Consider the following 24,257-nt stretch of genomic DNA (forward strand, 5'->3'; position numbering starts at 1 on the left):
AATTTTTTTCCATACGTCAGAGTGATTTGAGAATTAAGCCAACGCGTCTTCAAGGAACGCGGCAAGCTGTTGAAGATGTTGCGACATAAGCCCGGTTGCAGGCGAAGCACTTGCAGGACGACCGGCATAACGGGCGCGAGGATATTTCGCACCGATATGAGCCAGTACCCATTCAAGATACGGTTCGATAAATGACCAGGCACCCATATTTTTCGGCTCTTCCTGACACCAGACGATTTCCGCCTGCAAGAAGCGGGAAAGAACAGTGATCAAGGCTTTTGCCGGGAACGGGTAAAGTTGTTCAACACGCAACAGATAGACATCATCGATTCCGCGTTTCTCGCGCTCTTCGTAAAGGTCATAATAGACCTTGCCGGAGCAGAGAACAACGCGACGGATCTTGTTGTCTTTCTGCAACTTGATTGCCTGATCCTTGAGCTGTTGGGCGTCATCGAGCAACAAGCGATGGAACGTTGTATCGGCTCCCATATCGCTCAACGAAGAAATGGCGCGTTTGTGACGCAACAAGGATTTCGGTGTCATCAAGATCAAGGGTTTACGGAAATCGCGTTTGATCTGACGGCGCAAAATGTGGAAGTAATTTGCCGGTGTCGTACAATTGGCAACTTGCATATTATCTTCTGCACATAGTTGCAGATAACGTTCAAGGCGGGCTGAAGAGTGCTCAGGTCCCTGACCTTCAAATCCGTGTGGCAACAGGCAGACAAGGCCGCTCATACGCAACCATTTGCGCTCGCCCGAAGAAATGAACTGGTCGAAAAGAACCTGTGCACCATTGGCGAAGTCACCGAATTGGGCTTCCCACAAGTTCAAGCCGAGCGGTTGTGCCAGTGAATATCCATATTCAAATCCCAATACACCTTCTTCCGAAAGCATCGAGTTGACAGGTTCATAAATGGCCTGACCCTTTTTGAGATTATTTAACGGGATATAGCGGTTTTCGTTTTCCTGATCATAGAGAACAGAATGACGCTGGCTGAATGTACCACGTTCGACATCTTCACCGGAAAGACGAACTGGTGCACCTTCGATAACGAGTGAACCGAAAGCCAAAGCTTCGCCGGTTGCCCAATCGATTCCTTCACCTGTTTCAAACATTTTTGCACGGTTATCAAGGAAACGCTTAATGGTCTTGTGAACATGGAAATCGGCCGGAATGTCAACAAGACGTTCACCAATTTCTTTCAGTGTCTTGATCGGCACACCGGTTGCGCCACGACGTTGATCGTCGGCATTGTCGGCGGCTTTCAAGCCCGTCCATGTGCCATCAAGCCAATCGGCCTTATTGGGCTTATAGGAAGTGGCTGCTTCAAACTCTTTTTCAAGCTTATCGTGCCACTCGCGCTTTTGCTGGTCGAGTTCTTCCGCCTTGATAAGGCCTTCTTTTTCCAGCTTCTCGCCATAAAGTTCCAAAGTGGTTTTATGACCACGAATGGCTTTATACATCAATGGCTGCGTGAAGGACGGTTCATCACCTTCATTGTGACCAAACCGGCGATAGCAGAACATGTCGATAACAACCGGCTTATGGAAAATCATGCGGAATTCTGTTGCAACTTTGGCAACATAAACAACCGCTTCCGGATCATCGCCATTGACGTGGAAAATCGGCGCGTCGATCATCTTGGCAATATCTGACGGATAAGGCGTCGAGCGACCGAAACGCGGATTGGTGGTAAAGCCGATCTGGTTGTTGATGATGAAGTGGATCGAGCCGGCAACACGGAAACCTTTCAGCCCCGAAAGACCCAATGTTTCCTGAATAACACCTTGGCCTGCAAAAGCTGCATCACCGTGGATAAGAACCGGCATAACTTTTGCGCGTTCACTGAGCGGAACCAGATCACTGCGGCTCGGACCGGCAAGCAAATCCTGTTTTGCACGGGTTTTACCGATAACAACCGGGTCGACAATTTCGAGGTGGGACGGGTTGGCAAGAAGTGACAAATGCACCTTGTTGCCATCGAACTCGCGATCGGAAGATGTACCCAGATGGTATTTCACATCGCCCGAACCTTCGACATCGTCAGGCTTATATGAGCCACCCTTGAATTCATGGAAGATCGCGCGATGGGGCTTGGAGAGCACCTGCGAAAGAACGTTAAGACGTCCGCGGTGAGCCATGCCGAAAACGATTTCTTCAACACCAAGAGCACCACCGCGCTTGATGATCTGTTCAAGAGCCGGAATAAGCGATTCACCGCCATCAAGGCCGAAACGCTTTGTGCCCTTATATTTTGTATCCAGAAACTTTTCGAAACCCTCGGCTTCTACGAGCTTATGGACAATAGCCTTTTTACCTTCAGGCGTGAACGATACCCAATTGTTCGGGCCCTCGATTCGTTCCTGAATCCAGCTTTTTTCTGCCGGATCGGAAATATGCATGAATTCGACACCGATTGTGTTGCAATAGGTGTTTTTCAATATTTCCAACATCTGCGGGATTGTTGCATATTCAAGCCCGAGAACATTGTCGATAAATATCTTGCGATCATAGTCAGCCGTTGTGAAACCATAGGTCTCAGGCGACAATTCGTTATAATCTTCCGGTGCTTCACGCAATTGTAACGGATCGAGTTTCGCATGAAGATGGCCGCGTATACGATAGGCGCGGATCATCATAATTGCGCGCACTGAATCGCGTGTAGCCTGAATAATATCGGCATCGCTTACAGCCGAACCGCCTTTTTTGGCTGCTTCTGCTGCTTTGCCTTTGAGCTTGTCGCCCATATGTTTTTCAACAGCCGACCAATCACCGTCCAGAGCCGATACCAGCTCGCCAACCGGTTTTACCGGCCAGTTGTCACGCTGCCAGGATGCGCCTTCAGCATTTTTCAGCACATCTTCCTTATTATCTTTTAAATTATCGAAAAATTCACGCCATTGCGGATCTACGCCAGCGGGATTTTTCTCATATTCGGCATAAAGCTGATCTATATAGTCAGCATTGCCACCATATAAAAACGAAGTTTGTTCAAAAAGATCGTTTGTCTGGTCCTGCCTTGCCATATATTCTGCCGGAACACCTGTTCCGTCTCCTTAATATCCGCGGGAACACCCTACGAATTGGTGTTGAAGAAGCATTTGCTTCTGTTAAAAAAATCAAGCCACCCGAACCAGTCGCCCGGGTGGCTTTTACTATTAATCTTTGAGAACCTCGACGAGGGTCTTGCCGATTTGTGCAGGCGAGGGAGAAACACGAATACCGGCTGCTTCCATAGCAGCGATCTTGTCTTCTGCTCCACCTTTGCCACCGGAAATCACCGCACCGGCATGGCCCATTGTACGGCCCTTGGGCGCTGTACGACCGGCGATAAAACCGACAACCGGTTTTTTGCGCCCTTTCTTGGCTTCATCAATCAGGAATTGGGAAGCGTCTTCCTCGGCAGAACCGCCAATTTCACCGATCATAACGATCGACTTGGTTTCGTCATCTGCAAGGAACATCTCGAGTACGTCGATAAATTCAGTACCCTTGACCGGATCGCCACCAATGCCAACAGCTGTTGTCTGACCCAAACCTTCGACCGTTGTCTGATAAACAGCCTCATAGGTCAAAGTTCCCGAGCGCGATACAACACCGACCGAACCTTTCTTGAAGATCGATCCTGGCATAATGCCGATTTTGCATTCATCAGGTGTGAGTACACCGGGGCAGTTCGGACCGATAAGGCGCGATTTCGATTTTCTCAATTTTGCCTTGACCTTGACCATATCAAGAACCGGAATACCTTCCGTGATACAGACAATAAGGCCAATTTCGGCATCAATTGCTTCCATGATTGCAACCGCAGCACCTGCCGGTGGAACATAGATCACCGATGCGTCGGCACCGGTCTTGTCCTTACCTTCGGCAACAGTTGCGAAAATAGGCAGTTCTTCACCATTGGCGCCATGCCAGGTCTCGCCACCTTTTTTCGGGTTAACGCCACCCACCATTTTGGTTCCATGATAGGCAAGTGCCTGCTCGGTATGGAAGGTACCTGTTTTGCCGGTCAAACCCTGTACGAGAACTTTTGTATCCTTGTTGATAAGAATCGACATGACTTCAAGCTCCCTTCACGGCTGCGACAATTTTCTTGGCGGCATCGTCAAGATCATCCGCCGAGATGACATTCAGACCACTTTCATTAATAAGAGCTTTGCCCTTATCAACATTCGTGCCTTCAAGACGAATAACCAGAGGCACTTTCAAACCGACTTCCTTGACCGCAGCCAGAACACCTTCGGCGATAACATCGCAACGCATAATACCACCGAAAATATTCACCAATATGCCCTGAACGTGGGGGTCGGCTGTAATAATCTTGAAAGCGGCAGTTACGCGTTCCTTGGAAGCACCACCACCAACATCAAGAAAGTTTGCCGGCTCGCCACCATAAAGCTTGATGATATCCATCGTTGCCATAGCAAGGCCGGCACCGTTGACCATACAACCGATATTGCCATCAAGAGCGATATAGGCAAGATCGTGTTTGGAAGCTTCGATTTCCTTCGGATCTTCCTCTGAAGGATCCCGCAACTCGACAATGTCGGGGTGACGGAAAAGTGCATTATTGTCGAACGACACCTTCGAGTCGAGCAACCGCAAATGACCGTTTTTCATGACGATCAGCGGATTGATTTCAAGAAGGCTCATGTCTTTTTCGACAAAAGCTTTGTAAAGAATCGGGAAAAGTTTCAATCCGTCTTCACGAGCAACACCATCAAGCTTCAGAGCATCGCAAAGTTTTGCGCTGTCTTCAGCAGTAACCCCCTTATCCGGATCAATCGGAAGGGTGAGAATTTTTTCCGGTGTGTCATGAGCAACGGTTTCGATATCCATACCGCCTTCTGTCGAAACGACAAAGGCGATCTGTCCGACCGTACGGTCAACGAGGATCGACAGATAAAGTTCGCGTTCAATATCGGCACCATCTTCGATATAAAGACGATTTACCTGTTTTCCGGCCGGACCTGTCTGCTTGGTGACGAGTGTTTTGCCAAGCATTTCTTTGACATTGGCAACAACTTCTTCAACCGATTTTGCAAGACGGACCCCACCTTTAGCATCGGGACCAAGTTCTTTAAACTTACCCTTGCCGCGACCACCAGCGTGAATCTGGCTTTTAACGACATAAAGAGGTCCAGGCAATTTTTTTGCCCATTCCTCTGCCTGCTCTACAGAATAGACAGCAACACCATTTGCAATCGGTGCGCCATATTCATGAAGCAGACGCTTGGCCTGATATTCATGGATATTCATTCATTTTTCCTTTTCTATTATGGGCCGAAAGTCCGGTCCCGGAAAATCGGTGTATCCGACTTAAGTGAATGAAAAAGTGGGGCCACCCCCACTTATTTCAAGTTTGGTGCTAGTTTTAAGCAAGCTTCACAAAGGCCATGAACAGCATGAACAGATTTATCGAAAGCTTCCTTTTCTTTCTTATCAAGTTCAATTTCGATAACGCGTTCAACACCGCCAGCGCCCAAAACAACAGGAACACCGACATATGTGTCTTTAACGCCGTACTGGCCAGAAAGATGCGCAGCAACCGGTACAACACGCTTTTTATCTTTCAGATAAGCTTCTGCCATCGAAATGGCCGATGCTGCCGGAGCATAATAAGCCGAACCGGTTTTCAACAAACCAACGATTTCTGCACCGCCATCGCGGGTACGCTGAATAATTTTTTCGAGCTTTGCTTCGGTTGTCCAACCCATTTTGACAAGATCAGGTAAAGGAATACCGGCAACTGTCGAATAACGGGCAAGCGGCACCATCGAGTCACCGTGGCCACCCAGAACAAAAGCCGTCACATCGTCGACCGAAACCTTGAATTCTTCGGCGAGGAAATAACGGAACCGTGCAGAGTCGAGAACGCCAGCCATGCCAACAACCTTATTAGCCGGCAAACCTGAAAATTTCTGCAAAGCCCAAACCATTGCATCAAGCGGATTGGTGATGCAGATAACAAATGCGTCGGGAGCGTATTTCTTAATTCCGGCGCCAACCTGTTCCATAACTTTGAGGTTGATCCCGAGAAGATCATCGCGGCTCATTCCGGGTTTACGGGGAACACCTGCGGTGACGATTATAACGTCGGCGCCCTCGATAGCCGCATAGCTATTGGCGCCGGTATATTTGGCGTCGAAACCTTCAACCGGTGAAGATTCGGCAATATCAAGACCTTTACCCTGCGGCACACCCTCGGCAATATCGAACAAGACAACGTCGCCAAGTTCTTTTAATCCGATCAAGTGTGCCAATGTGCCCCCAATCATCCCTGAACCGATGAGAGCTATTTTATTGCGTGCCATTCTGGTTTCTTCCCTAAAAATACTGTCGGAAAAATAAAGCAGATTTGCTCCTCGCCGACATGATCAAAACTCCCCTCATTTTTATCCGGCTTGAAAGCCCGAATAAAAAATCGGGTTTGTTAATACTCCCGTATAGATTCGACCTGCGACAAAAGCACAGTCGTAAAACCTACACCTCTTACGTCGATAGGCTGAATCGCCGAAAATTACAATAGATTTATCTAAAGCTAATAAAATCAATCGGTTATATTGACTTCACTTTACGTAAACGTCAATTTTTCTTCACTTTTGTGCGTCAAATTGACACAATTTAAACGTGTTTACCGGTTTTTTGGCTTTACTGACCCTGTTTTTCGGTCCAATTGGCCAAATATTCCTGACTTTGCATTTCAAAAAGACGTGATGCAGTGCGTTCGAACTCGAATGTCTCGGTCGTCTGGTTCTTTCCCTGATAAAGTTTGTCAGGGGTTGCAGCCGCCGAAATAAACAATCTGATATGCCGATCGTAAAGCGTATCAATCAGTAGAATGAAACGTTTTGTCTCGTTGCGATGCTCGTCGTCCATAATCGGGACATTGTCGATGAAAAATGTATGATAGCGTTCTGACAAAGCGAGATAGTCGGACGCTGCCAACGGGATGTCACACAGATCAATATAGTCGAAACGGGCAGCATCATTCACAACGCGCGGTACATGTACCGGATGTCCTCGCACTTCGACAATTTCGGATTTTGCGGTTTTTCCCTGTTCGATCAAAGCCCATGCAGCATCCATCTTTTCCTGTGCAACATGGCCGAGAGGTGTAATGTAGACAGGTTTTCGGTCAGCCTTTTCCAACCGGTAATCGGTATCGGCATCCAGATTGAAAACCTCGACATTTTCTTCGAGAATTTTGATAAAAGGCAAAAATAGCTGCCGATTGAGACCGTCTTTATAAAGATTATCAGGTGCTACATTGGAAGTGGCAATAAGCGTCACACCATCCTTGAATAAAGCTGTAAACAGTCTTGATAGCACCATGGCATCGGCAATATCGGTAACCGTAAACTCGTCAAAACAAAGGACTTTGGCTTCTTTGGCAAGACTTGCCGCAACCGGAGGGATAGGGTCGTTCTGTTTGGTCTCGCCCCGCGTCAATGCCTGCCGGTGACGGTTAATCCGGTCATGGACATCTGCCATAAAATCATTGAAATGGGCGCGCCTTTTGTCACCATCAGGGAGACACGAAAAAAACAAATCCATGAGCATGGTTTTTCCACGCCCGACTTCCCCATAAACATAAAGACCACGGACACCACTGTGGTTATCTTTATTTTTACCGAAAAGCCAACCAAGCGGCGAGCTTTTCTGTGATATCCGTTTTACCGATAGTTCATCAAGAAGACGGTCAAAATGGGAAATCAACGCAATTTGCGCTTCATCACGGCTAATTTCGCCGTTTTCAACCAGAGCATCATAGCGCTCGCGCATTAATCCCATCAACAAGCCCCTTCTTGTATCAAAAACGAAGAGGCCGGACGTTGACGGCCTCTATAAAAAATTCTGCTTAACGACTCAGTATAACAGATTGACCGTTTACTGTATTGCCCTCGAACCGGCTTTGACCAGCTGAATAAAGCGTGGCAACCGGACTTCCTGAACCATCATAGAAATTCAGTTGCTTGCCACTCACTGCCCATGAAGCAACTTTCGAGAAGGCTTCCGGACAATGCAACGGACCGGCGCGATAGCCTTGACCATATTTTGTTTGCGGTGTCGCAATCTGACAATTGAGCCCGCCAACCGAGGCTTTCCATACACCGGCAATTGCTCCCGGTGTCAAATCGGCAGCGTTTGAAGGTGGCTGAAGGCTGGCGACATCTGTTTGCGACTGCGGGACACTGCTACTTACGCTATTATTGGGCGCTGACGGAAAATTATCCGGCGGTGGCAACTCGGATTGGCTGACACCACCCGAACTTGCCGGACCCGGCATAACCACTTGCGGTGGCTCACCACCGCCATTGTTGCCGAATCGTGAATTCGCACAACCGGCAAGCATTGTTGCCATAACGGTCAATACCAGAAGTGAATTCTTCGAGACTGTCATATTCCTACTTTCTTCATCGCATGATTGCGCAGTAAAAATCCGTACAAAGGAAAGGCACGATGGTTAAATTTTATTTAAAGACTATACATAGCAAAAAAGTGTCAGAAAAAAAGAAAAACCTCCACTTCTCTTCATGATTCACAAAGAAACCGAACAATGAACGGGACTTTGTTACGACCAGAAAAATTGATATTATTGATAGATTTTTTATAACATATTGTTTTTATTAATATTTTTTAAAACCGATCTATTCCGCAATGCTGTTTACCTTAAATCGAGAAATTATCAGAAAGCACAATAAAATATGACCGGAAACCGGCTTTGAACAACGGGAACCGCAATCATTTACAAAATCCGGACAATATTTTTAACATTTCCGGGTTTTATATATCTCTGGTCTATTCCGACTGTTTAAGCTACTTGTGCTGGAATTTTTTTAAAGTTTCAGTCATATTATCGCAATAAAGATCAGCTAGATGGCAAAATATGATCCCTTTTGAAAAAATGAATGGCCTCGGCAATGAAATAATTGTTGCCGATATGCGTGAGGCCAAAACCGATATGACACCGAAAGCTGCTATCGCTCTGGCAAAGAAAAGCGATACGGCGTTCGACCAGATAATGGCAGTCCACAAGCCGACAAAATCCGGTAGTGATTACCACATTGTCATATGGAACTCGGATGGATCCAAGGCTCAGGCCTGTGGAAACGGTACACGTTGCGTCGTTGAATGGCTCTATAAACAAAATCTGGGCGATAATTTCAAACTGGATACAGCTGCCGGTATAGTCAGAGCAAAGCGTCGTGAAAACGGTTTGGTGTCGGTCGATATGGGGATTCCGCATCTTGAATGGCAAGAAATACCTGTGTCACATGCTATTGCCGACACCAATCATGCCGATATTGGTCGCGGGCCGCTTCGTGATGCCTCGCTGGTTTCCATGGGAAATCCGCACGCAATTTTCTTCGTTGGCGATGATATTCAGAAAATAGCTCTTGATAAATATGGTCCCGAACTTGAACATGACCCGTTTTTTCCCGAGCGCTGCAATATTTCGATTGCCCACGTCACATCGCCCACTTCTTTAACTTTGCGGACATGGGAAAGAGGAGCAGGCCTTACACGTGCTTGTGGTACGGCTTCCTGTGCAGCAACTGTTGCCGCATCAAGACGTTCGCTTACAAAACGGCATGTGACTGTAACTCTACCGGGTGGAAAACTCGATATTTTATGGGATAAAGACAACCATATCATCATGACGGGACCAACGGAATTCGAGTTTAGCGGTGAGTTCGATCCGGTTTCGGGTGAACATCAAAGGATTTCGTAATGGCAACTGAAATTGTCACCTTCGGCTGTCGGCTTAATGCATTTGAATCGGAGGTTATGCGCAAAGAAAGTGCTGCAGCCGGCCTTGATAAATTGGAAAACGGCGCTGTCATCTTCAACACATGTGCTGTCACGGCCGAAGCCGTCCGTCAGGCAAAACAGGCAATTCGCAAAGCAAGGCGCGAAAATCCACTTGCACGTATCATTGTGACAGGCTGTGCAGCCCAAACTCTGGGGCAGGATTTTGCCGATATGGATGAAGTTGATCTGGTTTTGGGAAATGAAGAAAAACTGCATGCCCATTCCTATCGTCAACTTCCGGATTTTGGTGTCAACAATTACGAAAAACTCAAAGTTAACGACATCATGGACGTGAAAGAAAACGCTCCCCATATGGTTGACTCGATCGAAGGTCATTCGCGGGCTTTCGTGCAAGTGCAAAACGGCTGCGACCATCGCTGCACATTCTGCATTATTCCTTATGGAAGGGGGCCGTCACGCTCCGTTCCAATGGGTGCGGTTGTCGAACAGATAAAACGCCTTAACGGAAACGGCTATCAGGAAGTTGTCCTTACCGGTGTTGATCTTACGAGCTATGGACCTGATCTTCCCGGAAAGGCAACGCTTGGAAAACTTGTCGGTTCGATTTTGAGAAACGTTCCCGATCTTGCGCGTTTGCGCCTTTCTTCAATAGACTCGGTAGAAGTCGATGATGAATTGATGGAATTACTGGCTTATGAACCACGGTTGATGCCACATTTGCACCTTTCACTTCAAGCTGGCGACAATATGATTTTGAAACGCATGAAGCGGCGCCATTTACGCGATCAATCTATCCGGTTTTGCAATGATTTACGCGAAAGGCGTCCCGAAATGGTTTATGGCGCCGATCTTATTGCCGGTTTTCCGACAGAAACCGATGAGATGTTCCAAAACACATTGGCGCTTGTTGATGATTGTAAACTGACCCATCTTCATGTCTTTCCCTATAGCCCGCGGGAAGGCACACCGGCCGCCCGTATGCCACAGGTTGATCGCCATATTGTTAAACTGAGAGCGGAAAAACTGCGGCAAGAGGGGCAAAAAGCCTATAAGAAGCATCTCGAGCATTTACAAAACACCGAACACATGATTCTTGTCGAACATGATGGAATCGGCCGCACGGAAGATTTCACACTGACTAAAATCGACGGTGCAATTGCCGGAACCATCGTTAAAGGCCATATTGTCGGCCAGGATGGCGACAAGCTTATTGCCAAGCTCACCGAACGTAACGCTGCCTGACCGGGGATTTTTATGGCTAAAGGTTTATTTAAAAAAGTTTTTTCTTTTGGCTCGAACCCGAAAACGGATTCTGAACCCGAAGGGACAAAAGACACGGCAACACCCGCTTTGTCACCTTTTGAAGCCTATAAGGCAGCTCAGGCAAAAGAACAAAACAAAACCGCTAGCACTGAAAAACCAGCCGAACCGAAACAGGAGCGGCCGAATACTCCATCGGAAAATCAAAACCCTGCTTTAGCCGAAAAGAAAAAGAAAGAAAATCAACCGGCAAAAAAACCGACAGTTCCGGAAGCGGAATTTGTTGGTTCACAAACTGTAGAGACAGCGGAGACTCCAAGTAACCATGCGAGTGAAAAAACCGTAACAATTACCGACAAGGTAACGAGGAACGAAAACAAGGTCATCAAACCGGATTTGCCCCTCCATGAACCAAAAAAAATGTCATGGTTTGAACGGTTGAAAACCGGTTTGGCCCGTTCATCGCGCCAACTTGGTGATTCGATCGGTTCCATTTTTACCAAGCGCAAGCTTGATGAAGCGACATTACAAGATCTCGAAGATGTATTGATTCAAGCCGATCTTGGTCTTGAAACTGCTATCCGTATTACGGATACCCTAGCATCAAGCCGCTATGGCAAGGATATATCAACCGACGAAGTACGCACGATCATGAGTGACGAGATCAAGAAAGTACTTGAACCGGTTGCCCGCCCGCTTGAACTCGACTTGAGCCATAAGCCACATGTCATATTGGTTGTCGGTGTGAACGGAACCGGAAAAACCACAACAATCGGAAAATTGGCAGCCAAACTTACCGCCGGCGGATTAAAGGTGATGCTGGCCGCTGGCGATACTTTTCGTGCTGCTGCTATCGAACAACTCCATATTTGGGGAGACAGGGTCAATGCACCGGTTGTTTCGACAAAACTTGGTGCCGATGCAGCAAGCCTTGCCTATGATGCTTATGAAAAAGCCAAAGCTGCCGGAAGTGATGTTCTTATCATTGACACGGCGGGACGTTTGCAGAACAAAACCGAACTTATGGACGAGCTTGCCAAGATTGTGCGTGTTTTAAGCAAGCATGATCCGGATGCGCCACATACTGTTTTGCAAACACTTGATGCCACGACCGGCCAGAATGCGCTGAACCAAGTGGAAATATTCCGCAACATTGCCGGTGTGAACGGCCTTGTCATGACAAAACTTGATGGAACAGCGCGCGGTGGTATTCTCGTTGCAATTGCAGCAAAATACAAATTGCCGGTATATTTTATCGGGGTAGGAGAGGGTATTGATGACCTCGAGCCCTTTGCAGCTTCGGATTTTGCCGAAGCAATAGCAGGAAAACACGAATGACCAATTCACTTTTTGAACCCGATCCCGAAGATACCAAAGCGGTAAAAGAGCTCCATATGTCACCGGCGCTCAAACTCATTCTGGAAATGGGGCCGTTGGTGGTGTTTTTCTTTGCCAATTACAAGGGCGAATGGCTTATCAAACATGTTGGTCTGTTTCAGGGATTTGAAAAACCGATTTTTCCTGCCACAGCAATTTTCATGGTTGCCATTGTTATTGCACTCGTGGCCTCTTGGATTATTGCACGAAAACTCCCGATCATGCCGCTTATCTCCGGTGTATTTGTATTGATTTTCGGGGCTTTAACGCTTTGGCTCCATAATGATACGTTCATCAAAATGAAGCCGACAATTATCAACACACTCTTCGGCCTTATCCTTTTCGGTGGTCTCGCTTTCAATAAATCGCTTCTCGGCTATGTGCTTGATTCTGCCTTTCAACTTGATGATGAAGGTTGGAAAATTCTAACACGCCGCTGGGCATGGTTTTTTATTTTTCTTGCTGTGTTGAACGAATTGGTATGGCGTAATTTCAGCAATGATTTCTGGACGACATTCAAGGTCTTCGGTGTCATGCCGATCACCATTATCTTTATGATTGCACAAATGCCGATTGTCATGAAACATGCAACCTCGCCGATAGGTGTGAAACAGACAAAGCTCGACGAATAAGTCGAGAATTTTAAAACCGATGGGATTGAAACAATGGAAATTACACAGTTCATCTGCCGCAGTGATAATTTCGGAGTGCTGCTTCATGACGAGGCAAGCGGGCTAACTGCGGCGATTGATGCGCCGGATGCCAAGGCAATCCGTGAAAAGCTTGACCAAAAAGGTTATAAGCTTGATGTTCTTTTCATAACCCATCATCATATGGACCACATCGAGGGAATTGCAGCCCTTAAAGCCGTTTATGGCACGAAAATCATTGGTCCGGAGCGAGAAGCCGACAAAATTGGTGGGCTTGATGAAGCGGTGAATGAAAAATCGGGCTGTAAATTTGCAAAATTCGATGTCAAAGTGCTTGAAACCCCCGGTCATACTCTTGGCTCGGTTTGCTATTATTTTCCTGAAGACAAACTGGTTTTCACCGGTGATACATTGTTTTCTCTGGGCTGCGGAAGACTGTTTGAAGGAACAGCCGAGATGATGTTTTCGTCGCTTGAAAAGCTCAAAGCTCTTCCTGACGATACAAAGCTTTATTGTGGCCATGAATATACCAAAGAAAATGCACGGTTTGCTCGCTCGGTCGATCCTGACAATGTTGCGCTCATCAATCGGGCTGCTGCTGTTGACCGGCTTATTGCAGTCGGGGAAACCTCACTTCCGAGCTCGATCAAAGCCGAGAAAGCGGCAAATCCCTTTTTGCGCTGTAATGACCCAGATATACGCCACACATTAAAAATGCAAAATGCTTCGGATGTCGCTGTTTTTGCCGAATTGAGAAAACGCAAGGATCATTTCTGAATGTTTATCAAGCGATTTGTCATTGCCCTTTGTCTGATAGTTTTTCCAGTTGCCGCTTTTGGCGACGACGCCTCGAAACAGGATAATAAGCAGAACGAGTTCTATCTTTCACCAACCGGTAATCCCAAGGTTGTTGCCGAATATCCTCTCAATGAGGAGTTTTTGGTGAAAATGGAGAATGTACAAAAAGAGCTGTCCGATGCGTCCATCAAGCTTTCTCAATCCGAAACCGGTAATGACGCGAGCGTTGATGGCCTTGTCAAAACGATTTCCAAAAATGAACGCATAATGAACATTTTGAAAAAAAATGCACTTGAACCGAAAGATTACGTCCTTGGTTATCTGGCCCTGCAAGCCTCTCTTGCAGCAGCTTCTTCTCTCGACGATCAGGATGCACTTTTTGATGATAGCGCAACAGTTTCAAAAGAGAATCTCGAATTCGGAAAACAATTTGCCGACCGCATCCGCAAACTGCTTGATCAATAAATTCGTCTTAAAAACAATATGTTAGTATATACCCGACAGAATACCATGTGCTTTGCGGCATAACCGGATAGTAACAATTGTGGCTAACGTCTCGTCACACTTTGAGGAGTAATCGGATCCGCCGTGAAAAATAGCAAAAGGCGGGGTCATTTTCCGCTATTTTCTAATGAATATTCGGTTTGCAAATAAAACAATGCCCATGGCGAAGCCATAACAAAATTCCGACAAAGCAAAGTCTTCCGGAAATATCCCGGAATAACTTACCTCAAGCAGTCAATGCCCGAATTGTTTGATAGAAAAGCCTGTTTGGCAAAAGTATTTTATAGAAAAACATTCGGTTTTTTCCCGAAGAACCATTTTAGCAGTGCAACGCCAAGTCTTTCATCGGATTCTTTTAGCGAACCCGAAGCAAAACCGGTTTAATCAATCGTGAAACCTCGGAAAATTCCTAGTTTTGTAAACGCCTGCAGATATCATCGAGCTGCTCCAGCGAAGAATAATGGATTTTTACGTCCCCGCCTTTTTTCCCGTGTTTGATGGCAACTTTCATACCGATAACATCGGCAAGAAGTTTTTCCAGCGACTTGGTGTCGGCATCTTTTTCTGTCGGCGTGCGTCTTTTTGATTTGGCATTTGATTGACCATTTGCCAATGCTTCAGCCTGACGAACAGACAAGCCGTCACGGATAATTTTCTCGGCAAGTGCCAAGGGATCTTCGACTGTTATCAGACAACGGGCGTGGCCTGCCGATAATTGCCCCTCATTGATGAATTGCTGAACTTTAGCAGGTAATTTTAATAGTCGGAGTGTATTGGCAACGTGGCTGCGGCTTTTTCCGATCACCTGAGCGAGGTCAGCCTGCGTATAATCATGCTCGTCAATGAGTTGTTGGTACCCCATCCCCTCCTCCAGAGGATTAAGATCGCTTCTTTGAACATTTTCAATAATGGCAAGTTCCAAAGCGGTACGATCATCAACATTGCGGATAATGACCGGTATTTCGGTGAGATTAGCACGCTGTGCAGCACGCCAACGGCGTTCCCCTGCAATCAATTCGAAGCGGTTTGGATGATCGGGCGATGGACGGACGACAACCGGCTGCACAACTCCATGCTCACGAATAGACTGGGCAAGATCATCAAGCTCGGTTTCCGTAAAATTACGTCTGGGATTTTGCGGATTACGAGAAATAAATTCAATAGGCACCTGCCGTTCCGACGAGGTATTTGGAGCTGCGAGCGGCTTATCAAGACCAAGATCAATATCGCCAATAAGAGCAGCAAGACCACGTCCAAGCCGTTTTTTCGATTGATCGTCACTCATATCTATTTCCTCGTCTATTTCCTCGTTTTTTCTAAATTTATTTCTTAAGCTGCACGTAATTGGCGTTCGCGTTGAATGACTTCCGAAGCAAGTTGCAAATAGGCCTGACTGCCGGCACATTTCAAGTCGTAAAGAAGAGCCGGTTTACCGAATGACGGCGCTTCCGATACACGAACATTGCGCGGTATGACGGTTTGATAAACTTTGTCACCCATAAAGGATCGCACATCCTCTACAACCTGATTGGAAAGATTATTACGGCCATCATACATGGTAAGCACAATACCTTGTATTTCCAACGAAGGATTGAGGGAGCCACGAACCTGTTTTACTGTTTCCAACAGTTGACTTAGTCCTTCAAGAGCCAGAAACTCGCATTGCAAAGGTACGAGAACAGAATTGGCTGCCCCCATAGCATTGAGCGTCAAAAGATTGAGAGAAGGGGGGCAATCAATCAATATATATGAAAATTTCTCGGTTACTCTCGGATTTTTTCGTAAGGCATTTTGTAGCCTCTGAATACGGTCATTTGCCGGTGCAATTTCCATTTCTATTCCAAGAAGATCAAGGGTCGAGGGGACGACATAAAGATTAGGAACTTCCGTTTCCAATGCCGCGTCATTAACCGATGTGCCCGAAACAATAACATCATAGGAAGAAAGGAGACGTTGATCACGATCAATCCCGAGACCTGTGCTGGCATTTCCCTGAGGATCAATATCCATCACCAGAACAGTTTCTCCAATTGCCGCAAGTGCTGTAGCGAGGTTAATGGCTGTCGTTGTTTTACCAACTCCACCTTTCTGATTTGCAATGGCGATAATGCGTGTTTCGCTCATTTTTCTCACCCCTTACGTGGATTGATCTTGCTAATTTCAAGAATAACGGATTGACGATCAATTTTACTTTGATGAATTATCGAATTGAATGTCCAGTTTTGTTCGGCTTCGGCCATTTCTTTTTTATAATCACGCCCCTTCTGGAATAGGGCGGTTGCACCTTGTTCAAACCATGGAAGCGTTAGTTCAAAGAGCTTCCCGAGCGATGCCAAAGCGCGTGACGTGATAATTTCCGGTTTTTTAATGTGAATGTAGCTGGTTTCAATGCGACATGTATGGACAGTGGCAGGCAAATTGAATTCAGCACTGACACTTCTTAAAAATGCCGCCTTTTTGCTGTTACTTTCGACGAGATCAATGTGAAAACCGCTTTTTTCTTTCAAGAGAATCGCCGTTACAATTCCGGGAAAGCCACCACCCGAACCAATGTCGCACCAGTTTTTTGCATCTGGTTGAAGTGCTGCTATTTGTGCACTATCCAATATATGTCTAGTCCAGAGCTCGGGCAAAGTAGCATTCGCAATCAAATTGATATGTGATTGCCACTTTTTGACAGCTTCCTCGAAGGCCATCAAACTGGCCGCTGTTTCACGTGAAACAGAAGGCACGATTTCCTTCAACGTCAGATATTTTTCTTCAACCCATTCTGTCATCAGGCGCTTCTCCTGTTTTCGCGGTTCAAGCGCTGGATATGGGTAATGATGAGGGACAAAGCTGCCGGAGTCATTCCGTCAATTTTTTGAGCTTCTGCGATGGATTGCGGTGCGCGCTGACGAATTTTTCCTTTAAGTTCATTGGAAAGACCTGAAATCACGTCAATATCGAGTTCCGCCGGAATGCGCAGCCGTTCATCCCGTCGAAGATTGGCAATATCCTGAGCTTGTCGATCAAGATAAACTGCGTATTGAGCCTCTATTTCCAATGTTTCCGCCGTTTTTTTATCAATCTCGCCAAGAATAGGCCAAATATCGATTAAGCGAGACAGTGACATTTCCGGATAAGCCAGCAAATCATAAGCACTACGGCGAATTCCATCATGTTTTATCTGCAACCCTTTTTCCGTAGCCTCGTTCGGCGTGATCGCTACCGATTGACAAAGGTCACGCGCTTTAGTCAATAAGTCTTGCTTATATTGAAAATGCTGATGACGCAGCGAGCCTACAATACCCCATTCCAATCCCAACGGTGTCAACCGTTCATCCGCATTATCCGCCCTTAAAGACAAGCGAAACTCTGCACGCGAGGTAAACATCCGATATGGTTCACTGACACCGCGCGTAATCAAATCATCCACCATAACACCAATATAGGCAGTTGAACGGCTGATGGTGATTTGATCTTTGCCGGAAGCTTTGTTCGCAGCGTTCAGCCCTGCAAGTAAGCCTTGTGCGCCGGCTTCTTCATAACCGGTTGTTCCGTTTATCTGACCGGCGAGAAAGAGACCTGAAAGCGCTTTCAATTCCAATGTTGCATAAAGCTGGCGCGGGTCGACGAAATCATATTCGATTGCATAACCCGGTTGCAACACCTTGGCGTGTTCCAAGCCTTCGATGGTCTTGATAAAGTCGAGCTGGACCTCTTCCGGCAATGACGTTGATATACCGTTTGGATAGACCGTATCATCATCCAGTCCTTCCGGTTCCAGAAATATCTGATGACCGTCACGCTCTCCGAATTTGACAATTTTGTCTTCAATCGAAGGACAATATCTAGGACCTATACCTTTAATAGCACCGGAATACATTGCCGAACGATGAATATTATCTTTTATGATCTGATGGGTTTTGTGATTCGTTCGGGTAACCGCACAGTCAATTTGTGGTTGGCGAATTGTTTCGGTTAAAAATGAAAATGGTACAGGATCGTCGTCAGCAGTCTGCTTTGGAAGATTGTCCCAATCAATTGTCTTTTTACTTAACCTTGAAGGGGTACCGGTTTTCAATCGCCCTAACCGGATACCATATTGTCCAAGCCGTTCACCAAGGAGATTGCTCGGTTCTTCGCCCATTCTCCCCGCAGGCCATGTCTTTTCGCCAATATGTATAAGCCCACGCAAAAATGTACCCGTCGTCAAGACCACAGCACCGGCTTCAAGCTGCCCATGAGCCTTACAGATAACGCCCGTTACAGCGTTATTTTTTACAATAATATCAATTACTTCGTCTTCTATGACCGTGAGATTTGGCTGTTCCGAAATCAATGTCTGCATAGCTTTTTTGTATAATTTTCGGTCTGCCTGTGTACGCGGTCCCCTAACGGCTGGTCCTTTTCTCCGGTTAAGCAAACGAAACTGGATTCCGGCTTCATCTGCTGCACGACCCATCAGCCCGTCGAGTGCATCAATTTCTCTCACAAGATGTCCTTTTCCGAGGCCACCAATTGCGGGATTACAAGACATTGTTCCAATTGAAGCAAAATGGTGGGTAACAAGTGCCGTTTTTGCACCGGTACGTGCAGCCGCACCAGCAGCTTCACATCCGGCGTGTCCGCCCCCAACAACAATCACATCAAATTTATCAGTCAATTTATTATCAACACCATTATTTTAATCACGTTTCACGTGAAACAATAGAAGAAACACCTTTTTCGGAGAACTTCTAACCAATTAATAGTTCTCTAACATATGAGATGTTTCACGTGAATCATTATTTTTGAAGATTGAACATCTAATTTCCAAAATGTTTCACGTGAATCACCAATTTACTGTTTCACGTGAATCAATTTTTCGAAAATCAAGTTCCAATTATTATGAACGACTCATTTGCCTATGCAAAATTGCGAGAAAATTACGTCCAAAATATCTTCCACATCAATATCGCCGGTAATACGACCCAGTGAGTCTGCAGCAAGTCGTAAATGTTCCGCTCTTAGAGATAAATCGCGGTCTTCATATCGAATCGCGTGATCAATTTCAGAGATAGCCGTTTTCAAAAGCGTTAATTGCCTTTTTCGGGCAGTCACCACTTCTCCGACATCATATGAAAAGCAAGAACAGAATGAAGCAATCGCTTTTACAAAAGAATCAAATCCTTCACCGGTTTTGGTCGAAAACTGGATCGGCCATTTTTCCAATGACCCTTTTGCCAAATCAACTTTATTTCCAACATGCCAAATGTCTGCATCAGTTTCAGGAAGTTCTATCGGAACCGGATTTGACAAGTCATCAACCAGCAAAACAAGATCGGCGTCTTTCAGTCGATTATAGGCAACCTCTATACCGAGTTTTTCAACTTTGTTCTCTGTCTCTCGCAATCCGGCTGTATCGGTCAATAGAATTTGATATCCATCAATCACGATACGGGTTTCCAAAGCATCGCGTGTTGTGCCGGCTTCATCTGTAACAATTGCAACATCAAAACCTGATAACTTATTGATAATACTAGATTTTCCTGCGTTTGGTGCACCTGCGATGACAATTTTTATACCATCACGCATGGAGGCTACACGTTCGCTTTTCTCGACAAATTCGGAAATTGACCGGCTTAAATTTCGTAAATTATCCCAAACAATCTCGCTCACAGAACCCGGAACATCTTCTTCATCGGAAAAATCAAGCTCTGCTTCTATCATGGCGCGGGCCTTGATAAGATTGTTTCGCCAATCTCTATAAAGCGCTGCAAGTTTGCCCGTCGCTCCCATTATGGCTAGTCTTCTTTGGCTTTCCGTTTCCGCTTCGATTAAATCAGCCAGCCCTTCTGCTTCTGTCAAATCGAGCTTGCCATTGATAAACGCCCGCCTTGAAAACTCACCAGGTTCTGCCAAACGACATGCATCGAACTTCTCAAGCTCGTTCAAAAACCGGTCCACAACGGCTTTGCCGCCATGAAGATGAAATTCCACGCTATCGTCACCGGTAAAACTATGTGGTGAGGAAAAAAACACTGTTAATGCATTGTCCAGAAATTCGCCTTCTTGAGACGTAAGTTTGCCATATGTCATTAAACGCGGTGCCGGAACCTTACCGAGCAATGTCTTGACGATCGTTTTGGTCATATCTCCCGAAACGCGAATGACTGCGACCCCTGAGGGAAGTTTTCCGCTTGATAAAGCAAAAATAGTATCCACTGTTGTTATCCTCGTTCGTCAAAATGTCTTATTGAAGCTATGTCCCACATTTAGCAACGCAGAAACGCATTATAAAAAGCCGGCCAATGATCTACAAATCATTTGAAGCAGAACTTTATAACCATTTTTGACAAAAACTTCGTTCCGCTTCGCCATATCAAATTGTGCTACCGCAGATATATAAAAACCGCCCGAAAAATTTTCCGGACGGAAAAAGCTACATATGTATGTTTTGAAAAACACCTGTCAGACATGATCCGACGGGGCACATTCCCGATCAAGTGACCGGAGATCAGGTGTTCTCCGATCATGTATTTCCAAATCAGGTATTCCCGAATTACGTATTCCCGAATTACGTATTCATTGAGTCGAAAAATTCGGCATTGGTTTTTGTCTGCTTCAATTTATCAATCAAAAATTCGATCGCGTCGGTTGTGCCCATCGGAGCCAAAATACGACGCAAAACAAATATTTTTTGCAAATCCTGACGGGAAACCAACAAATCTTCCTTGCGGGTTCCGGATTTCAAAATATCCATTGCCGGGAAAATTCTCTTATCGGCCACTTTCCGATCAAGCACAATTTCAGAGTTGCCTGTTCCCTTGAACTCTTCGAAAATAACTTCATCCATACGGCTACCTGTATCAATCAATGCCGTAGCGATAATTGTGAGCGAACCGCCTTCTTCAATATTGCGGGCTGCACCGAAAAAGCGCTTGGGGCGCTGCAGAGCATTGGCGTCAACACCACCGGTCAATACCTTACCTGATGAAGGAACGACAGTATTATAAGCGCGACCAAGACGGGTAATCGAATCGAGAAGAATGACAACATCGCGACTCTGTTCAACAAGGCGCTTCGCCTTTTCAATGACCATTTCAGCGACCTGAACGTGGCGGGATGCCGGCTCGTCGAATGTTGACGAAACAACCTCACCTTTGACAGAACGTTGCATATCGGTCACTTCTTCCGGACGTTCGTCAATAAGCAACACAATCAGAAAACATTCCGGATGATTGGCCGTAATTGAATGGGCAATGTTTTGAAGAAGAACTGTCTTACCGGTTCTTGGCGGTGCAACAATCAGCGCACGTTGTCCTTTACCTAAAGGCGAGATCAGATCAATGACCCTTGCCGACATATCCTTGTTTGTCGGGTCACTCAACTCCATTTTCAACCTCTCGTTCGGATAGAGAGGTGTCAAATTATCAAAATGGATTTTGTGACGGATTTTCTCCGGATCTTCAAAATTGATCGTATTGATTTTTAATAGTGCAAAATAACGCTCGCCTTCTTTAGGACTGCGTATCGGTCCTTCGACCGTATCGCCGGTTTTTAATGAAAACCGCCGGATTTGGGAGGGTGACAGATAAATGTCATCGGGGCCCGGAAGATAATTGGCATCGGCCGAACGTAAAAATCCGAAGCCGTCCAGCAAAACTTCCAGAACACCTTCACCTATAATTTCAACATCCTGAAGGGCAAGCTTTTTCAAAATGGCAAACATCAATTCCTGTTTGCGCATTAACGAAGCATTTTCGACTTCCAGTGTTTCGGCAAAAGCTACAAGTTCAACCGGCGTTTTGCTTTTCAGCTCTTGTAGTTTCATCTGTTGAATATTCTGCATCCAATATAAACTCTTGTGATTATGGAAAAATATTTTCCTTGAAAAAGTGCCTTATTCAGAAACTTTGGAAAATAAAAAAGGAGGGTAAATTCCATCTACCCCCCTTGCCTTAAGAAATCAAGCCATTTTCACTCAGAACGGTTTTACAATGACATCAATCACAGCGATGATCATGAGCACTGTGGGCACTTCATTCAAAATCCGCCATGTCTTTTCGGAAAAGTTATTTCTATCCTCGGTAAAATGGCGAACTCCGCGGGATAACAATCCGTGATAGCCGGAAAGAATAACCACAACGAGAAGTTTCAGATGCAGCCAACCACCCTGAAGTGCATAAACTTCCCATGCCAACCAGAGTCCCGTAACCCACGATGCAATCATCGCAGGATTGATAATTGCCCGCAACAACCGTCTTTCCATAACTTTGAACGTTTCGGATTGTTTGGATCCCGCTTCTGCCTGACAATGATAGACAAACAAACGTGGCAGATAAAACATACCGGCCATCCAGCAGATGATAGAAATCACATGAAAAGATTTAATCCATAACGTCGATTCCGGATATTTATCAGGATTCACGTGAAACAATGCCCATAAAACAACCACGACAATCAATAGCGAAACGATGGCGCGAAGCCAGATTGTCCCCGTTGTCATATGCGTTTTAGAATTCGTCATTTGTTAAAATTCCTCACCAGTTTGACCAGTCTTTCGACGTTTTTGATAGGCGTTTGTGGTGTTATTCCATGCCCCAAATTAAAAACCAAGGGTCCATTCCCGAGATTTTCCAGAATAGTCTCTATTCCTTTTTCAAGAGCAGTACCACCCGAAACCAGCCGCAATGGATCAAGATTTCCTTGTACGGGTGTTATTTTTTGTAGTTTTTTGGCAAAGGAAAGCGGTACAGACCAATCAAGTCCGATGGCCGTTACCCCTGTTTTTCGAGCAAAATTTTCGTAAAGTGCACCGGCACCTTTTGGAAAACCGATTATCGGAACTTCCGGAAAAACTTTTCTAATCCGCCGGACCATCCGGTTTATCGGATAAATAACATATTCATCAAAACTCTGTTCATCCAGAACGCCGGCCCAGGAATCAAAAATCTGTAAAACCTCAGCTCCGGACTTGACCTGATTGACAAGATAGTCAGCCGAAACATCGGCAAGAAGTTCAAGAAGAGTTTTCATTGCTTCCGGATGATTGAAGCCGAACAATCTGGCAGGAGCCTGATCCGGAGTGCCATGTCCGGCAATCATATAGGTTGCAACAGTCCACGGAGCTCCACAAAATCCGATCAGTGTTGTGTCATGAGGTAAAGCATTTTTGAGAAGAGAGAGAGTTTCAAAACTCGGGATCAGTTTTTCCTGAGCCTTTTCGACATTTAAATTTTCAATTTCGTTTACTGATAGAGGATCAAGAATTGGTCCCTTTTTTTCTTCAAAACGTAAATTCCTTCCTAAAGCATGGGGTACAACGAGTATATCCGAAAAGAGAATTGCTGCATCAAAACCGAATCGTCTGATCGGTTGCATTGTGACTTCAAAAGCAAGTTGAGGGTTATAGCAAAGATCAAGAAAGCTTCCCGCTTTTTCCCTAACTTCCCGGTATTCCGGCAGGAATCTTCCAGCTTGCCTCATCAACCAGATTGGTGGGGGAGATATTGTTTTACCACTTAGGACTTCAAGAACTTTTTTTGTCATGGCTTATGTTGGCTTTTCCAAAGGAGGGTTTCAATAAAGAAATTATTTTGAATCTTGGATTCTGATTCTTAGAGTCTGTGTTTTCTGTTAATTATTTATTAACCTTTTTTTATCCACAGAATTGGCGAGATTTTTGTAAGCCGGAAAAACCTGCTCACAGCAACCTTATATTTACCCGATTAATTTTAATTTGATACATAAAAACAACGACTTTCTTCAAATTGTGAAATAAAAATCGTAAAGTCGTTGAAATTCCAAAACAGAAGGTTTTCCCCGTAATTCAATTGCCCGCTTTTGAATTTCCCACAATGGCTTGGCTTGTGTATAACATCATGGAGTTATCCTCACATTTTTTTGGTGTGCACAAA

At 45.6% G+C, this 24,257-nt stretch carries 19 protein-coding genes and 1 pseudogene; 6 read left to right on the top strand and 14 right to left on the bottom strand.

From position 1 onward, the window contains the following. Positions 1–33: 33 nt before the first annotated feature. The 6 genes from BBC0178_RS11560 to BBC0178_RS11585 form a co-directional block, all read right to left on the bottom strand. Positions 34–3,030, bottom strand: coding sequence for a 2-oxoglutarate dehydrogenase E1 component (locus BBC0178_RS11560; protein WP_078040261.1), 2,997 nt, complete (start codon positions 3,028–3,030; stop codon positions 34–36). 132 nt (positions 3,031–3,162) lie between these two features. Then, on the bottom strand, positions 3,163–4,065 hold the full coding sequence (gene sucD, locus BBC0178_RS11565) for a succinate--CoA ligase subunit alpha (protein WP_078040262.1): 903 nt from the start codon (positions 4,063–4,065) through the stop codon (positions 3,163–3,165). Between the two features lie 4 nt (positions 4,066–4,069). Further along, on the bottom strand, positions 4,070–5,266 hold the full coding sequence (gene sucC / locus BBC0178_RS11570; RefSeq protein ID WP_078040263.1) for an ADP-forming succinate--CoA ligase subunit beta: 1,197 nt from the start codon (positions 5,264–5,266) through the stop codon (positions 4,070–4,072). A gap of 92 nt (positions 5,267–5,358) precedes the next feature. Next, positions 5,359–6,321: a malate dehydrogenase gene (gene mdh, locus BBC0178_RS11575; protein ID WP_077973362.1), complete on the bottom strand. Its 963-nt coding sequence runs from the start codon at positions 6,319–6,321 to the stop codon at positions 5,359–5,361. A 337-nt stretch (positions 6,322–6,658) separates the two neighbouring features. Further along, positions 6,659–7,801, bottom strand: a complete 1,143-nt coding sequence (gene zapE / locus BBC0178_RS11580; protein WP_077973364.1) for a cell division protein ZapE — start codon at positions 7,799–7,801, stop codon at positions 6,659–6,661. A 67-nt stretch (positions 7,802–7,868) separates the two neighbouring features. Beyond that, positions 7,869–8,411 carry an AprI/Inh family metalloprotease inhibitor gene (locus BBC0178_RS11585; protein WP_078040264.1) on the bottom strand — a complete coding sequence of 181 codons (543 nt, stop codon included), beginning with the start codon at positions 8,409–8,411 and terminating at the stop codon, positions 7,869–7,871. Between the two features lie 486 nt (positions 8,412–8,897). On the opposite strand from BBC0178_RS11585, the gene dapF reads away from it, so the two are divergent. The 6 genes and pseudogenes from dapF (at position 8,898) to BBC0178_RS11615 (ending at position 14,334) form a co-directional block, all read left to right on the top strand. Then, on the top strand, positions 8,898–9,743 hold the full coding sequence (dapF, locus tag BBC0178_RS11590; RefSeq protein ID WP_078040265.1) for a diaminopimelate epimerase: 846 nt from the start codon (positions 8,898–8,900) through the stop codon (positions 9,741–9,743). After that, the gene (gene mtaB / locus BBC0178_RS11595) at positions 9,743–11,026 is read left to right on the top strand and encodes a tRNA (N(6)-L-threonylcarbamoyladenosine(37)-C(2))-methylthiotransferase MtaB (protein WP_078040266.1); all 1,284 of its coding nucleotides are present in this window, start codon (positions 9,743–9,745) and stop codon (positions 11,024–11,026) included. Before dapF ends, mtaB begins: the two co-directional genes overlap by 1 nt. Before the next feature lie 426 nt (positions 11,027–11,452). Beyond that, a pseudogene (gene ftsY / locus BBC0178_RS11600) lies at positions 11,453–12,382 on the top strand (signal recognition particle-docking protein FtsY); the annotation flags it as partial. Beyond that, entirely contained in the window at positions 12,379–13,053 is a 675-nt protein-coding gene (locus BBC0178_RS11605; RefSeq protein ID WP_075869488.1) for a septation protein A, read from the top strand. The pseudogene ftsY and the gene BBC0178_RS11605, both read left to right, overlap by 4 nt. A gap of 33 nt (positions 13,054–13,086) precedes the next feature. Continuing rightward, a complete protein-coding gene (gene gloB, locus BBC0178_RS11610; RefSeq protein WP_078040268.1) occupies positions 13,087–13,848 on the top strand; it encodes a hydroxyacylglutathione hydrolase in 762 nt (253 codons plus the stop codon). After that, a complete protein-coding gene (locus BBC0178_RS11615) occupies positions 13,849–14,334 on the top strand; it encodes a hypothetical protein (protein WP_078040269.1) in 486 nt (161 codons plus the stop codon). Between the two features lie 448 nt (positions 14,335–14,782). Here BBC0178_RS11615 and BBC0178_RS11620 read toward each other — a convergent pair whose 3' ends face one another. The 8 genes from BBC0178_RS11620 to hemE form a co-directional block, all read right to left on the bottom strand. Then, positions 14,783–15,658, bottom strand: a complete 876-nt coding sequence (locus tag BBC0178_RS11620; protein ID WP_078040270.1) for a ParB/RepB/Spo0J family partition protein — start codon at positions 15,656–15,658, stop codon at positions 14,783–14,785. A 44-nt stretch (positions 15,659–15,702) separates the two neighbouring features. Then, positions 15,703–16,497 carry a ParA family protein gene (locus tag BBC0178_RS11625; RefSeq protein WP_077973379.1) on the bottom strand — a complete coding sequence of 265 codons (795 nt, stop codon included), beginning with the start codon at positions 16,495–16,497 and terminating at the stop codon, positions 15,703–15,705. A gap of 5 nt (positions 16,498–16,502) precedes the next feature. Beyond that, a complete protein-coding gene (rsmG, locus tag BBC0178_RS11630) occupies positions 16,503–17,150 on the bottom strand; it encodes a 16S rRNA (guanine(527)-N(7))-methyltransferase RsmG (protein ID WP_078040271.1) in 648 nt (215 codons plus the stop codon). Continuing rightward, positions 17,150–19,021, bottom strand: coding sequence for a tRNA uridine-5-carboxymethylaminomethyl(34) synthesis enzyme MnmG (gene mnmG, locus BBC0178_RS11635; RefSeq protein ID WP_078040272.1), 1,872 nt, complete (start codon positions 19,019–19,021; stop codon positions 17,150–17,152). Before mnmG ends, rsmG begins: the two co-directional genes overlap by 1 nt. A gap of 233 nt (positions 19,022–19,254) precedes the next feature. Continuing rightward, positions 19,255–20,562, bottom strand: a complete 1,308-nt coding sequence (gene mnmE / locus BBC0178_RS11640; RefSeq protein ID WP_078040273.1) for a tRNA uridine-5-carboxymethylaminomethyl(34) synthesis GTPase MnmE — start codon at positions 20,560–20,562, stop codon at positions 19,255–19,257. Between the two features lie 352 nt (positions 20,563–20,914). Continuing rightward, positions 20,915–22,180 (bottom strand): transcription termination factor Rho, encoded by a 1,266-nt coding sequence (gene rho / locus BBC0178_RS11645; RefSeq protein ID WP_078040476.1) that lies wholly within the window; start codon positions 22,178–22,180, stop codon positions 20,915–20,917. Positions 22,181–22,321: 141 nt separating this feature from the next. Next, positions 22,322–22,867 (bottom strand): protoporphyrinogen oxidase HemJ, encoded by a 546-nt coding sequence (hemJ, locus tag BBC0178_RS11650; RefSeq protein ID WP_078040274.1) that lies wholly within the window; start codon positions 22,865–22,867, stop codon positions 22,322–22,324. Further along, positions 22,864–23,889 (bottom strand): uroporphyrinogen decarboxylase, encoded by a 1,026-nt coding sequence (gene hemE, locus BBC0178_RS11655; protein ID WP_078040275.1) that lies wholly within the window; start codon positions 23,887–23,889, stop codon positions 22,864–22,866. Before hemE ends, hemJ begins: the two co-directional genes overlap by 4 nt. Positions 23,890–24,257: the final 368 nt, after the last annotated feature.

Origin of the sequence: Ditibartonella apihabitans, from assembly GCF_002007485.1 — a bacterium.
GTDB classification, from domain to species: Bacteria; Pseudomonadota; Alphaproteobacteria; order Rhizobiales; family Rhizobiaceae; genus Bartonella; species Bartonella apihabitans.